The following is a 13,786-nucleotide window of genomic DNA, read 5'->3' as shown; positions in this document are numbered from 1 at the left end:
TTGCCTCCAAGTTGTTAGAAGTTCGCAGGGGGACCCACTGACTCGTTTCTTCTCTGGCTCGACTTGCAAAGTGCGCGCGCAGGACGCACCCCGGCAGGCGACGGGTGATCGCCTGCCGTAAAACCCTCTCCCTTGCGGCTGAGTTACTTCGTGCCGCCCGATTCGTAGATGTCCCAGGCCGCCGCGGCGCTGGCGCCGCGGTGGATCATGGCCATCAGCGCACTGACCACCGCGGACGGATTGGCGTGCTGGTACACATTGCGTCCGTACACCATGCCGACCGCGCCCTGGTCCATCAGCTCGCGCGAGCGCGCGAACACCTGGCGCAGGTCTTCGCGACCGCCGCCGCGCACGAGAACCGGGCAGCGCGCGGCCTGGACGACGCGGTGGAAATCCTTCGGGTCGCTGGTCGGGTCGGCCTTGACGATGTCGGCGCCCATCTCGCGCGCGAGGCGCACGAGGGTGACGATCTTCTCGGCGTCGCCGTCGACCTGGTAGCGGCTGCCGGGCGTGGGCGACTGCATCACCAGCGGCTCGATCATCAGCGGCATGCCGTAGCGGTCGCAGTCGGCACGCACGCGTGCGATGTTCTGCACGCACTGGCGGAACAGGTCGGGCTCGTTCGGCAGCATGAACAGGTTCACCACCACGCAGGCCGCGTCGCGCTGCACGGCGGGCAGCACCGGGTCGTGCTCGTTCTGCAGCTGGGCCCACATCACACGGTGCAGCGTGGCGTTGTAGGGGTTGCCCATGTCGATGCGCATCACGAGCGCGGGCTTGTCGCGGCCGGGGCGGTCCTGCAGCAGGTCGGACTGGCCGTAGTTGAGCTGGATCGCATCGGGGCCGGCGGCCACGAGCTTGTCGATGACCTGGGGCATGTCCTCCAGGCCGTCGAGGAATGAGGGCTCGTTGCACACCCCGTGGTCGAGTGCGATGTCCAGGCAGCGGCCGTGGGTCAGCAAGCGGTTGAGCCGCGCGGTCTTGTCTTTCGACATGGGAAAGAACTCCTTGTTGGGGTCGGAAATGAAAGGGGGTCAGGCGAGCGCGGAGAGGTGGCGCTTCGCGGCGGCGTCGATCAGTCGCAGGGCTTCGTCGCCCAGTTCGACCGCGCCGGCGCCGGCGTTCTCGATCGCCTGCTGGCGCACGCGCGCACCGCACAGCGCCACCGCGACGGTGCCGCGTGCGACGGTCCAGGCGATCATCATCTGGCCGAAGGAGCACTCCAGCCGCACGCGCAAGGGGTCGAGCTCTTCGAAGAAGGCCTTGAGCTTCGCGCGGTTGGCTTCGCTGAAACGCGGGTTGCTCGCGCGCTGGTCGTCGCCCTTGAACTCGCGCGCGGGGTCGATGGGGCCGGCGAGCAGGCCCAGCGCCAGCGACGAGTAGCCGAGCACCGCGACGTCGTGCTCGCTGCACAGCGGTGCGAGCGTGGCCTCGATCTCGCGGTCGATCAGGCTGTAGCGCTCCTGCGCCGCATCGACCGGGCCGTAGCGCAGGTACTCGGCCAGCGTCTCGGGGCTCACGTTGCTCACGCCGATGGCGCGGATCTTTCCCTGCTTCTTCAGGTCGAGCAGCGCGTCCATGGTCTCGGCCACGGGCGTGGTGCTGTCCTGCCAGTGCGTGATGTAGAGGTCGATGTAGTCGGTCTGCAGCCGCTTCAGGCTCTCTTCGCATTCATGGAAGATCGAGTCGCGGCCGAGGTAGCGGTACACCGGGTGGCCGTCTTCCTCGAAGAAGTGCGTACCTTCCTGGGTGTGCCAGACCAGCCCGCATTTCGTGGCGACCACGGCCTCGTGGCGGCGCCCCTTGAGGGCGGTGCCGACGATGCTCTCGGAGCGGCCGAGCCCATAGGCCGGCGCGGTGTCGATCAGGTTCACGCCCGCGTCGAGCGAGGCCTGGATCGCGATGACGGCGGCCGCGTTGTCGCCGCCGCCCCACATCCACCCGCCCATGGCCCAGGTGCCCAGGCCGATGGCCGAGCATTCGATGCCCGACGGGCCCAGCGTTGTCTTCTTCATCTCGTCTTCTTTCTCGTGTTCATGAGGTGGTCGATGGTCACGGCCGCGAGCAGGATCAGGCCCTTGATCACGTCCTGCCAGTAAGGCGACACGTCGAGCAGGATCAGCGAGCTGGTCACCACCGAGAGCAGCGCCAGACCGAGCACCGCGCCCAGCACCGTGCCCGAGCCGCCCTTGAGGCTGGCGCCGCCGATCACCGCGGCAGCGATCACGTTGAGTTCCATGCCAACCCCGAAGGTCGGCGTTGCGGCGCCGAAGCGGGCCGTGTAGATCACGCCGGCGAGGCCTGCCGAGGCCGAGCACAGCACCGTGACCCAGAACTTCACGCGGCCCACGCGGATGCCCGAGTACAGCGCAGCCTTCTCGTTGCTGCCGGTGTAGAACACGCGGCGCAGCAGCGTCGAACGGCGCAGCACGAAATCGCTCACCACCACGATCGCCACGAAGATCAGGATCACCGCCGGGATGCCGAAGAGCGTGCCTTGCCCGATGAACTTGAATTCGGCCGGCAGCGAGAACAGCGACTGCGGCGTGCCCTGCGTGAGCGCGAGGCACAGCCCGCGCACGATCACCATGAAGGCCAGCGAGGCGATGAAGTGATTGAGCCCGATGCGCGTGACGCAACCGCCGATCATGGCGCCGATCAGCCCGCTCGCGCCGATGGCCACGAGGCTCGCGAGCCAGGGGTCGACGCCCATGAGAAAGAGCTTGCCCGTCACCACCATCGCGAAGCAGACCACCGAGCCGACCGAGAGGTCGATGCCGCCGACGATCAGCAGGATCGTCATGCCGACCACCACGATGCCTTCGATGGAGAAGGACAACAGCATCGCGCGCACGTTGTCCCAGGTGAGGAAGTAGGGCGATGCGAAGCTCATCGCCACGCAGAGCACCGCGATGATGAGAAGCAACCCTGCTTCGCGCATGCTCGTGAGTTTGTTGGCCGGCTTCACGGGCCCGCCGCCTGATTGCCGTGGTGGAAGGCCCGCATCGAGTTGTGCCGGGTAGTTCATGCCATCTCCTGTTCGCAGAGTCCGGAGGCCAGCCGCAGCAGGGCTTCCTCCGTTATTTCGTTGGAATTCAATTCGCCGGCCAGCCGGCCGTCGCGGATCACCAGCGCGCGGTCGCACAAGCCGATGATCTCGGGCAGCTCCGACGAGATCACGATCACGCCCACGCCCTGGTCCGCGAGCTCGCGCAGGATGTGGTGAATCTCGGACTTGGCGCCCACGTCGACACCGCGCGTGGGCTCGTCCATCAGCAGCACCTTGGGGTTGGTGGCCAGCAGCTTGGCGATGGCCACCTTCTGCTGGTTGCCGCCCGACAGGCTCGACACCTCGATGGCCACGCCGTCCGATTTGAGATTGAGCTTGGCGCCGAGCTCGCGTGCCAGGCGGTGTTCGGCCGAGCGCTGCAACAGGCCCCAGCCGGAGCTCACGCGCCGCAGCGCCATCGACGAGATGTTCTGTGCGATGGGCAGGTCGAGGTACACGCCCGCTGCCTTGCGGTCTTCGCTGAGGTAGGCGATGCCTTCGTTCAGCGCGTCGCTGTACTTGCGGATTGCGATCGTCTTGCCGCCGAGGCGCACGGTACCGCGCTTCGCGGTGCGCAGGCCGCAGATGGTTTCGGCAAGCTCGCTGCGGCCCGCGCCCATGAGGCCCGCGATGCCGAGGATCTCGCCGCGCTGGAGCGCGAAGGAGACGCCGTGCACGCGCTCGCCATCGGCGATGTCGGTCACTTCGAGCACGGGCTCGGAAGATGCGGACGTGGCCTGCTTCGGCGGGTAGTAATTGCCGAGGTCGCGCCCGACCATGCGGCGCACCAGCTCGTCCGGCGTCAGCCCGGCGAGCGGCCCGCAATGCACGTTGCGCCCGTCGCGCAGCACGGTGACGCGGTCACCGTGCGTGAAGATTTCAGCCATGCGATGGCTGATGTAGATGATGCCGATGCCCTGTGCCTTCAGGTCGTGCAGCACGCGGAACAGCGCTGCCGACTCGTTGTCGGTCAGCGCGGCCGTGGGCTCGTCGAGGATCAGCACCTTGCAGTCGAGCGTGAGCGCCTTGGCGATCTCCACCAGCTGCTGGCTCGAGATGCTCAGGTCGCGCACCAGCGCGCCGGGGGCGATGTCCTGCCCCAGCCGGCGCAGTACCTTCGCGGCGCGCTCGTTGAAGCTGGCATAGTTCATCCACGCCTGCCTGCCGGCGTTGATCTCCGGCATGAAGATGTTCTCGGCCACGGTCGCGTCGGCGCACAGCGCGATCTCCTGGTGCACCAGGCCGATGCCCAGGCGCATCGCGTGCGCCGGGCCGTCGATCACCACCTTCTCGCCGTTCAGCAGGATGCTGCCTTCGTCGGGGCGGTGGATGCCGTCGATGATGTTCATCAACGTCGACTTGCCCGCGCCGTTCTCGCCGCACAGGGCGTGGATCTCGCCGGCCTGCAGCGAGAAGTCCACGCCCGAGAGCGCGCGCGAAGCGCCGAAGCGCTTGCCGATGCCGCGAAGCTCGAGCAATGAGGAAGAAGAACCCACAGTGCTCATTCGGCGACCTCCGCGCTATGCGCTGCGGTGCGAGCTTGCTTGGGGCGGCCCGACGCTGCGCTCATTCGCCGATTCCCTTGGTGCCGCGGCGTGCGAGGTACTTGTCCCAGTAGAAGTCGTCGGCGTTCGCCTTGCTGACCACGGCCAGGCCGTTGTCCAGGAAGGGCACCGACATCGGGTTGGTGCCGTTGCGCTTGGCGTCGTTCATCGGGTCGATGAGCGTCGGGTTCTTCGCCAGGAACAGCATCATCATGCCCATGTAGCCCTGCATGCCCTGGTTCGGGTTGATCGAGCCGAACACGTCGCCCGACTTGATCATGTCGAGGATCTTGGCGTTGACGTCGCAGCACATCACCTTGATGTTCTTCTTGGTCTCGACCTTGGCCTGTGCTGCGCCGAGCGCCGAGTTGGCTTCGGGCATGAACAGGGCGCCCAGGTTCGGGTTGGCCTGCGCGAGGCTCAGCACCGCCTGGTAGGCCTTGTTCGGGTCCTGGTTGCTGGCGGCGCGGCCGACCAGCTTCATGCCGGGGTGCTTGGTCTTCATGCGGTTCACGAAGGCCGCGATGCGGCGGTCGTGGTTGTCCTGGCCCGGGTTCTCGAGCACCGCGTATTCGCCCTTGCCGTTGAGCGAGGCCGCGATGGCGTCGGCGGCCTGCGTGCCCTCGCGGTCGTTGTCCGAGGTGATGAAGGAGGTGCGCTTCGAGTTCGGCGAGTCGGCCGCGAAGGTGACGACCGGGATGCCCATCGCTGCCGCGCGGTTGATCGGCTCGATGAACGGATCGGGGTTCATCGGGTGCAGCAGGATGCCCGCGGGCTTGCGCGCCAGCTCCTGCTCGAACGAGGCCAACTGCTTGTTCACGTCGTACTCGGGCGTGCCGGTGTAGCGGGTGCGAACGCCCAGCGTGCGGCCGAGCTGCTTCATCATTTCGTAGACCGGAAACCAGTACTCCACGCCGGACACCATCACGTTCATCACGTAGACGTCGCTGGCATTGCCGCGCAGGCCCGTGCCTGCAGCGGGGGCAGCTGCTTGCTGTTGCGCGAGCGCGCTCGCACCGGCCAAACCGATGCCGGCGGCGGCCGCGGACTTCAGGAAATTACGCCTCATTCTTTGTCTCCTCACGTTGACTGGCAGAGCTTGCGATCTGCTTTGCGAGCAGATCTTCGGGACCTCGGTGTCACATCAGTTGTTATGACAGGCTAGAATGTAAGCCTGACCCGTTTGCCTCGATAACTAGGGGAAACGCTACTGGCGAGGCGCTTTTATTCCGCCGAAGCTGTTATGACATGAAGCCCAACATACTGATCGGCGTCGACATGGGATCGAGCAGCCTGAAAGCGCTGGCCCTCGAAGCCGGAAGCGGCCGCAGCGTCGCCTTGTCCCGCATGCCCTTGCCGCACGACCGGCTCTCCGGAGGCGGCTGCGAGGTCGGCGCGCCGGCGATCCGCGCCGCGTTGACCCACGTGCTGCGCGATGTCGCCCGCCAGCTCGGCCCGCGCACGGCCGAGGTCCGCGCCATGGCCTGCACCGGCCACGGTGCAGGCCTCTATGCGCTCGATGCCAACAATGAACTCGTGGGCGGGCGTGCCGTCGCCTCGACCGACCAGCGCGCCGATGCCCGCGCGCGTGCCTTGTCGGCGAGCCACGGTGCGCGGCTGTTCGAGGACGTGGGTTGCCGCCCGTGGCCCGGGCAGCCCACGGTGATCGCGGCCGAGCTGCTGGGCGCCGATGCCGTGCAGCGCAGCGCGCTGCGCCGCCTGCTGTTCGCGAAGGACTACCTCGGCTTCCTGCTGACCGGCGAGATCGCCACCGACGCGAGCGATGCGAGCACCGCCGGCCTGGTGTCGCTGGCCACCGGCGACTGGTCGCAGGCGGCCTTCGATGCCTCGGGCCTCGCGGACCTCGGGCCGCGCGCCTTCGGTCCCATCGTGCCGAGCGGCACCGTGCTCGGAAAGCTGCGGCCCTCCGAGGCGGCGCTGTGCGGTTTGCCTGCGGGCATTCCCGTCGCGATGGGCGCCATCGACCTGCTCGCCTCGATGACCGCGATCTGCGCGGAAGGCCGGGGCCGTGCGGTGCAGGTCTTCGGCACCTGGTGCGTGAACGCGGTGATCGGGCCGGTGATCGCGCCCAAGCCCGCCGTCGCCTCCATCGTGAATTTCGGCCGCACGCACGAGCGGCTCTACATGGAGAACAGTCCCTCCTCGATGGCCAACATCGCCTGGCTGGCCGGCGTGCTCGCGCTGCCCGATGCGCGCGCGGTGGTCGACCTCGCGATGACCGTGCCGCTCGGCGCGAACGGCCTGCGCTTCGTGCCCTTCATCAACGGCGGCGGTGGCGTGACAGCGGGCTTCGTCGGCCTCAAGAGCCATCACACACGCCCGGACATGGCGCGCGCCGTGGTCGATGCCGTGGCGGCGCTGCATGCGCGGCACACGGCGCGCCTTGCCGCGGGCGGCCTCGCCGTTTCCGCATCGACGGTGCTGGGCGGCGGTGCGAGCGACGCACGCCTCGTGCGCCTGCTCGCCGCCTTCCTCGGCCGCCCGGTCGAACGCTGCGCCGACGACGAGACCGGCGCACGCGGTGCCGCGCTCTACGCCGCCATGTCGCAAGGCCTCGGCGATGCGGCGCAGGGCAGTGCCTTGCTCGCGCCCTGCGACGTCATCGAACCCGATGCAAGGGACGCACGCGCCCATTCGGATTTCAACGCCGGTTTCAACGAACTGATCGACAGCATGTCACCTGTATTCACCCAACTCGCGGGCGGTGCGCAGAGCGCCGCCCGGCCGCCCGAAGGCGCTCGCACCGCAGCGCACAGCGCGGAGGTTTCTCGATGAGCGCATGGCAACTTCCCTTCGTGCGTCCGGCCTCGCTGGCGGACCGCCATTTCTCGACCGTGATCGTCGGCGCCGGCATCAACGGCGTCGGCGTGTTCCGCGACCTTTCGCTGCAGCGCGTGGACTGCCTGATCGTCGACAAGGGCGACTTCGGCGCCGGCGCCAGCAGTGCGCCCTCGCGCATGATCCACGGCGGCCTGCGCTACCTGGAGAACGGCAGCTTCTCGCTGGTGGCCGAAGCCACGCGCGAGCGCAACCTGCTGCTGCGCAATGCGCCGCACCTGGTGCGCCCGCTCAAGACGGTGGTGCCGCTCGCGAACTTCTTCGGCGGCCTGATGAGCAGCGCGCTCAAGTTCTTCGGCCGCACGCCGCCGCAGCGCACGCGGGGCCTGCTGGCGGTGGCGCTGGGCCTGCGCCTCTATGACCTGCTGGGGCGCCGCCAGCGCGTGATGCCGGGGCATCGCATCAGCCGCGTGCCTTCGAACGACCGCGGCCTGTTCCGCGCGGCGATCCGCTGGACCGCGACTTTCTTCGATGCGTGGATCAGCCACCCCGAGTGGCTCATCCTCGAGCTGATCGGCGATGCCTGCCGCGACCAGCCGCGCTCGGCGGCCGCCAACTACTGCCGCGTGATGGGCTGCGCGGGCAACATCCTGACGCTGCGCGACGAGATCACTGGCGCCCTGGTGCGCGTGACCGCCGACACCGTGGTGAACGCCACGGGCGCGTGGCTCGACCGCAGCGCGGCCGTGCTCGGCGGCGCGGGTCCACGCGTGATGGGCACCAAGGGCTCGCACCTCGTGCTCGACCATCCCGCGCTGCGCGATGCGCTCGACGGCCGCATGGCCTACTTCGAGGCGGTGGACGGGCGCGTGTGCATCGTCTATCCCTTTCTCGACCGCGTGCTCGTGGGCTCCACCGACATCCCGGTCGAAGACCCGGACCAGATCGTCACCGAGCCCGCCGAGGTCGACTACCTGATCGACGTGCTGCGCGAGGTCTTTCCGAACATGGCTTTCGGGCGCGACGACGTGGTCTACACGTACGTCGGCGTGCGGCCGCTCGCGCGTTCGGATGCGGACAAGCCCGGGCAGATCTCGCGCGACCATTCGGTGGTCGTCGATCCGCCGAATGCGACGCGCGACATTCCCATCGTCGGCCTCGTCGGCGGCAAGTGGACCACCTTCCGATCGCTCGCCGAGGAAGCGACCACCGAAGTGCTGCAGCAGCTGGGCCGCTCGCGCACGGCATCGACCGAGCTGCTGCCCATCGGCGGCGGCGCGGAGCTGCCGGCCGATGCGGCCGCGACCGAGCGCTTCATCGAGAAGATGATGGCCGCCTCCGGCATGGGCCGCACGCGTGCGCTCGACCTGCTGGGGCGCTATGGCTCGAAGGCACTGCCGCTGGCGCAGCGCCTCGCGGCTTCCGGCGATGTGCCGCTGCAGCATGCGCCCGATTACTCGGCTGCCGAGCTGTCCTACCTGTGCCTCGAAACCGGCGTGGCGCACCTCGACGACCTCGTGGTCCGCCGCACGCTGCTGGCCATTCGCGGTCTCGTCACCGATGCCGCGCTCGCCGAGATCGCGGGCGTCGCGGCCGAAGCGCTGGGCTGGGACACGGCCCGCGCGCACGACGAACTGCGCACTTGCGCGACCGCGCTGCGCGAGCGGCACAGCGTGCGCCTCCAGGCCGTGGCGCCCGGCGCAGAACCCTCTTTCGATGCATCATTGATGGCAAGTTCGGCCCTTGGCCAGTCCTAAAGTGAACAGCAGTCCCAACGACATGTCGACCGTGCTCGACCGCAATTCCGAGTCCCCCCTGTGGGCCCAGTTTCGCGACGCGATCCGCCTGCAGATCCTGCAGGGCGCACTGCCCATCGGCGCCAAGCTGCCGTCCGAGGCGGAGCTCGGCGACCAGTTCGGCATTTCGCGCATCGTGGTGCGCGAGGCCCTGGCCGACCTGGTGCGCAACAACCTGATCTACAAGATCAAGGGCCGCGGCGCCTTCGTGTCGGCGCGCGAGCGCGACGAGGATTTCGTCTCGACCGTGCTGGGCTTCTCCGACGAGATGGAACGCAAGGGCCGCTCGGTGCGCACGCAGATCCTCACGCAGGAACTGCGCGCGCCCACCGAGCAGGAGGCCAGCGCGCTGGGCCTCACCGACGCAGACGCCCAGGTCGTTGCGCTCAAGCGCCTGCGCAGCGTCGACGGCGAGCTGCGCCTGCTGGTCGAGACGGTGGTGCCGGCGGACCTGGCGCCGGGCCTGCACCGCACGCGGCTGGACGACCGCTCGCTCTACGACGTGCTGCGCCGGCAGTACGGCTTGCGCCTCGTGCGCGCCGAGCGCTGGATCGATGCGGTGCTGCCCGACGCGGCAACCTGCAAGCTGCTCGACCTGCCGCAGCCCGAGCCGCTGCTGCGCATCGAGTCGATCGCCTACGGCGCCAACGGCCGCCCGCTGGAACACTACCGCGCGCTGCACCGCTGCAAGACCAGCCGCCTGCACGTGCAGACGACGACCTGAACTGCTATAGCAGCCGCTTGAGGTAGCGCCCCGTGTGGCTCGCCTCGTTCGCGGCGATGTCCTCGGGCGTGCCTTCGCCCACCACCGTGCCACCACCGGCACCGCCCTCGGGGCCCATGTCGATCAGCCAGTCGGCGGTCTTGATGACGTCCAGGTTGTGCTCGATCACGACGATGGTGTTGCCCGCGTCGCGCAGCTGGTGCAGCACCTTGAGCAGCAGCTCGATGTCGGCGAAGTGCAGGCCGGTGGTCGGCTCGTCGAGGATGTAGAGCGTGCGGCCGGTGTCGCGCTTGCTGAGTTCGAGCGCGAGCTTCACGCGCTGCGCCTCGCCGCCCGACAGCGTGGTGGCCGACTGGCCGAGCTTGATGTAGGAGAGGCCCACGTCGAGCAGCGTGCGCAGCTTGCGCTCGATGGTCGGCACGGCCTTCAGGAACTCGTGCGCGGTCTCGACCGTCATCTCGAGGATCTGCGCGATGTTCCTGCCCTTGTACAGGACCTCGAGCGTCTCGCGGTTGTAGCGCTGGCCGTGGCACACCTCGCAGGGCACGTACACGTCGGGCAGGAAGTGCATCTCGACCTTCACCACGCCGTCGCCCTGGCAGGCCTCGCAGCGGCCACCCGCCACGTTGAAGCTGAAGCGGCCCGGGCCGTAGCCGCGCTCGCGCGCGGTGTTGGTCTCGGCCATCAGCTCGCGGATCGGCGTGAAGAGGCCGGTGTAGGTGGCCGGGTTGCTGCGCGGCGTGCGGCCGATGGGGCTCTGGTCGACGTTGATGACCTTGTCGAAATACTCGATGCCCTCGACCGACTCGTGCGCGGCCGGTTCCTCGTGCGCGCGGTAGAGCGTGCGCGCCACGGCGGTGTAGAGCGTGTCGTTCACCAGCGTCGACTTGCCCGAACCCGAGACACCCGTCACGCAGGTCAAGAGGCCGACCGGGAAGGCCACGCTCACGTCCTTCAGGTTGTTGCCCGTGGCGCCGACCACGCGGATTTCCTGCAGGTCGGTCTGCGAGGCGAGGTGGGCCGCTTCGCGCGCGGCGCGCCGTTCGGCCGCGGGGCTCGGCGGAAAGCGAGAGGCCTTCTTGCCTTCGTTGAAGGCCGCCTTCTTCACGACCGGCAGCCAGGCGGTGCGGCGTTTGGGCACTTCGATCTTCTTGACGCCCGAGAGGTACTGGCCGGTCAGCGAGTCGGGGTTGGCCGCCACCTGGGCGTAGCTGCCCTGCGCCATCACGCGGCCGCCGTGCACGCCGGCACCCGGGCCCATGTCGATCACATGGTCGGCCGCGTGGATCATGTCCTCGTCATGCTCGACCACGATCACGCTGTTGCCGATATCGCGCAGATGCTTCAGCGTACCGATGAGGCGGTCGTTGTCGCGCTGGTGCAGGCCGATGCTGGGCTCGTCGAGCACATACATCACACCCGTCAGGCCCGAGCCGATCTGCGACGCGAGCCGGATGCGCTGCGCCTCGCCGCCCGAGAGCGTCTCGGCGCTGCGGTCCAGGCTCAGGTAGTTGAGGCCCACGTCGTTGAGGAATTTCAGGCGCAGGCCGATCTCGCGCACCACCTTGTCGGCGATGTCGGCCTTGGCGCCGCGCAGCTTGAGCGTCTGGAACCACGCGAGCGAATCGCGCAAGGTGAGGTGGCTCAGTTCGAAGATCGCCATGCGCGGCGGCTCCCCGCCGTCCGCCGGGCGCGCTGATTCGTCCACCAGGAACACGTTGCGCGCTTCGGGCCGCAGGCGCGAGCCGCCGCAGTCGGGGCAGGGCTGCAGGTTGCGAAAGCGCGCCAGGTCTTCGCGCACCATCACCGAATCGGTCTCGCGGTAGCGCCGCGTCATGTTCGGGATGATCCCCTCGAAGGGATGCTTCTTCGTGAGCTTCTTGCCCGCGAAGTTGCCCGACTCCATGGTGTAGTTGAACTTGATCTCCTCGGCCGCCGAGCCGTTGAGCAGCACCTGCTGCACCGAGGCGGGCAGCGATTCGAAGGGCGCGTCGACGTCGAACTTGTAGTGCTTCGCGACGCTCTCGATCATGCTGAAGTAGTAGCCGTTGCGGCGGTCCCAGCCCTTGATGGCGCCGCTCGCGAGCGAGAGCGACGGAAAGGCCACCACGCGCGCCGGGTCGAACACCTCGCGGTGGCCGAGGCCGTCGCAGCTCGGGCAGGCGCCCACGGGCGAGTTGAACGAGAAGAGGCGCGGCTCCAGCTCCGAAAGCGAGTAGTGGCAGACCGGGCAGGCGAACTTGGCGTTGAACAGATGTTCCTTGTCGGCCGCGCCTTCGGCGCCCAGCTCGAGCGCAATGGCCCGGCCCTCGGCGAGGCGCAAGGCCGCTTCGAAGCTCTCGGCCAGGCGCTGCTGCATGTCGGGGCGCGCGCGCAGCCGGTCGATCACCACGTCGATGTCGTGCTTCTCGGTCTTCTTGAGCTTGGGCAGGTCGTTGTATTCGTAGGTTTGCCCGTCGACGCGGAAGCGCACGTAGCCGGCCGCCTGCATCTCGGCGAAGAGCTCGAGGAACTCGCCTTTTTTCTCGCGCGCCACGGGCGCCAGGATCATCAGGCGCGGCTCGTCGGGAATGGCGAGCGTGGCGTCGACCATCTGCGAGACCGTCTGCGCCTGCAGCGGCAGATGATGGTCGGGGCAATAGGGCGTGCCGGCGCGGGCGTAGAGCAGGCGCAGGTAGTCGTGGATCTCGGTCACCGTGCCCACGGTGGAGCGCGGGTTGTGGCTGGTGGCTTTCTGCTCGATGCTGATCGCGGGGGAGAGGCCCTCGATCACGTCCACATCGGGCTTGTCCATGAGCTGCAGGAACTGCCGCGCATAGGCCGAGAGGCTCTCGACATAGCGCCGCTGTCCTTCGGCGTACAGCGTGTCGAAGGCCAGGCTCGACTTGCCCGAGCCCGACAGGCCGGTGATCACCACCAGCTTGTTGCGCGGGATGTCGAGGTCGACATTCTTCAGGTTGTGGGTGCGCGCACCGCGGATGCTGATGCGCTGCTGCGCGAGCACGGCGCCGAGGTAGGTGTCGCGCTCGCGTTTCGCGTCGCGTGCGCTTTCCTCGTCGGCGGCGGAGTCTTCAATGGCTTTGGAATTCAAGGGGGCGATCGTCCGAGGGCAACCGGACATGATAGTCCGAGCGGCATTTCATGGCGAATGGGCGGGTTCCGGCGGATTCGCTGGCCGGCGCCTTTCGGGAGCCCGGCGGCGGCACCCGGCCGGCCGGCATCGGGCACAATCGAGGGTTCTCTTCCTCCTCCTTCATCTACTTATCAGGGGCAGTGCATATGGCATCGGTCAATAAAGTCATCGTCGTCGGCAATCTGGGTCGCGATCCCGAAATGCGTACCTTCCCGAGCGGCGACCAGGTCGCGAACGTCACCGTGGCCACCACCGATCGCTGGAAAGACAAGCAAAGCGGCGAAATGCGCGAAGCCACCGAATGGCACCGCATCGTCTTCAACGGCCGCCTGGCCGAAATCGCCGGCCAGTACCTGCGCAAGGGCTCGCAGGTCTACGTCGAAGGCAGCCTGCGCACGCGCAAGTGGACCGACAAGGACGGCATCGAAAAATACACCACCGAAATCCGCGCCGACCAGATGCAGATGCTGGGCAGCCGCCAGGGCCAGGGCGGCCCGTCGGGCGGTCCCGAAGACGACGGCGGCTACTCGCAGGGTGGTGGCGGCGGTGGTGGCTACTCGCAGGGCGGCAACGGCGGTGGTGGCGGCGGCGGCGGCGGTTATGCGCCCCGCGCACCCGCTGCAGCGGCACCGCGCGCGCCGGCGGCCGCACCGCGCCAGGCACCGGCCAAGTCGTCGTCGGGCTTCGACGACATGGACGACGACATTCCCTTCTGAACCGGTAGCACCCGTTCCCGTGGCC

10 protein-coding genes are annotated in these 13,786 nt (G+C 68.2%); 4 read left to right on the top strand and 6 right to left on the bottom strand.

What is annotated here, in order from left to right:
- Positions 1-143: 143 nt before the first annotated feature.
- From AC1DXX_RS08025 to AC1DXX_RS08005, 5 genes are all read right to left on the bottom strand, one after another.
- Complete coding sequence (locus AC1DXX_RS08025) at positions 144-995, bottom strand: class I fructose-bisphosphate aldolase (RefSeq protein WP_478133647.1); 852 nt, start codon at positions 993-995, stop codon at positions 144-146.
- A gap of 39 nt (positions 996-1,034) precedes the next feature.
- Entirely contained in the window at positions 1,035-2,015 is a 981-nt protein-coding gene (locus tag AC1DXX_RS08020) for an aldo/keto reductase (protein WP_478133646.1), read from the bottom strand.
- Positions 2,012-3,028, bottom strand: a complete 1,017-nt coding sequence (locus tag AC1DXX_RS08015) for an ABC transporter permease (protein ID WP_478133645.1) — start codon at positions 3,026-3,028, stop codon at positions 2,012-2,014. Before AC1DXX_RS08015 ends, AC1DXX_RS08020 begins: the two co-directional genes overlap by 4 nt.
- On the bottom strand, positions 3,025-4,554 hold the full coding sequence (locus AC1DXX_RS08010; RefSeq protein ID WP_478133644.1) for a sugar ABC transporter ATP-binding protein: 1,530 nt from the start codon (positions 4,552-4,554) through the stop codon (positions 3,025-3,027). Before AC1DXX_RS08010 ends, AC1DXX_RS08015 begins: the two co-directional genes overlap by 4 nt.
- Positions 4,555-4,615: 61 nt before the next feature.
- Complete coding sequence (locus AC1DXX_RS08005; protein WP_478133643.1) at positions 4,616-5,662, bottom strand: substrate-binding domain-containing protein; 1,047 nt, start codon at positions 5,660-5,662, stop codon at positions 4,616-4,618.
- Between the two features lie 179 nt (positions 5,663-5,841).
- Between AC1DXX_RS08005 and AC1DXX_RS08000 the strand changes: the two genes are divergently transcribed.
- From AC1DXX_RS08000 to AC1DXX_RS07990, 3 genes are read left to right on the top strand one after another with little or no spacing between them, the layout of a single operon-like run.
- Positions 5,842-7,389 carry an FGGY family carbohydrate kinase gene (locus AC1DXX_RS08000; RefSeq protein ID WP_478133642.1) on the top strand — a complete coding sequence of 516 codons (1,548 nt, stop codon included), beginning with the start codon at positions 5,842-5,844 and terminating at the stop codon, positions 7,387-7,389.
- A complete protein-coding gene (locus tag AC1DXX_RS07995; RefSeq protein ID WP_478133641.1) occupies positions 7,386-9,149 on the top strand; it encodes a glycerol-3-phosphate dehydrogenase/oxidase in 1,764 nt (587 codons plus the stop codon). Before AC1DXX_RS08000 ends, AC1DXX_RS07995 begins: the two co-directional genes overlap by 4 nt.
- A gap of 22 nt (positions 9,150-9,171) precedes the next feature.
- Entirely contained in the window at positions 9,172-9,912 is a 741-nt protein-coding gene (locus tag AC1DXX_RS07990) for a GntR family transcriptional regulator (RefSeq protein ID WP_478133640.1), read from the top strand.
- Between the two features lie 4 nt (positions 9,913-9,916).
- Here the strand turns inward: AC1DXX_RS07990 and uvrA are convergent, their stop codons facing one another.
- Entirely contained in the window at positions 9,917-13,033 is a 3,117-nt protein-coding gene (uvrA, locus tag AC1DXX_RS07985) for an excinuclease ABC subunit UvrA (protein ID WP_478133639.1), read from the bottom strand.
- Positions 13,034-13,191: 158 nt separating this feature from the next.
- Between uvrA and ssb the strand changes: the two genes are divergently transcribed.
- Positions 13,192-13,761 (top strand): single-stranded DNA-binding protein, encoded by a 570-nt coding sequence (gene ssb / locus AC1DXX_RS07980; protein WP_478133638.1) that lies wholly within the window; start codon positions 13,192-13,194, stop codon positions 13,759-13,761.
- The last annotated feature ends 25 nt before the right edge of the window (positions 13,762-13,786 follow it).

The organism is Variovorax sp. P4_B10 (genome assembly GCF_056402375.1).
The sequence above is the reverse complement of the archived record's forward strand: the minus strand, read 5'-3'. Positions and strand labels throughout refer to the sequence as shown.

What these genes read in the sequence shown, in the direction of transcription:
- uvrA (WP_478133639.1), bottom strand. Translation starts at nt 13,033, where the DNA reads ATGTCCGGTTGCCCTCGGACGATCGCCCCCTTGAATTCCAAAGCCATT.
- ssb (WP_478133638.1), top strand. Translation starts at nt 13,192, where the DNA reads ATGGCATCGGTCAATAAAGTCATCGTCGTCGGCAATCTGGGTCGCGAT.
- AC1DXX_RS07995 (WP_478133641.1), top strand. Translation starts at nt 7,386, where the DNA reads ATGAGCGCATGGCAACTTCCCTTCGTGCGTCCGGCCTCGCTGGCGGAC.
- AC1DXX_RS08005 (WP_478133643.1), bottom strand. Translation starts at nt 5,662, where the DNA reads ATGAGGCGTAATTTCCTGAAGTCCGCGGCCGCCGCCGGCATCGGTTTG.
- AC1DXX_RS08020 (WP_478133646.1), bottom strand. Translation starts at nt 2,015, where the DNA reads ATGAAGAAGACAACGCTGGGCCCGTCGGGCATCGAATGCTCGGCCATC.
- AC1DXX_RS08010 (WP_478133644.1), bottom strand. Translation starts at nt 4,554, where the DNA reads ATGAGCACTGTGGGTTCTTCTTCCTCATTGCTCGAGCTTCGCGGCATC.
- AC1DXX_RS08000 (WP_478133642.1), top strand. Translation starts at nt 5,842, where the DNA reads ATGAAGCCCAACATACTGATCGGCGTCGACATGGGATCGAGCAGCCTG.
- AC1DXX_RS08015 (WP_478133645.1), bottom strand. Translation starts at nt 3,028, where the DNA reads ATGAACTACCCGGCACAACTCGATGCGGGCCTTCCACCACGGCAATCA.
- AC1DXX_RS08025 (WP_478133647.1), bottom strand. Translation starts at nt 995, where the DNA reads ATGTCGAAAGACAAGACCGCGCGGCTCAACCGCTTGCTGACCCACGGC.
- AC1DXX_RS07990 (WP_478133640.1), top strand. Translation starts at nt 9,172, where the DNA reads ATGTCGACCGTGCTCGACCGCAATTCCGAGTCCCCCCTGTGGGCCCAG.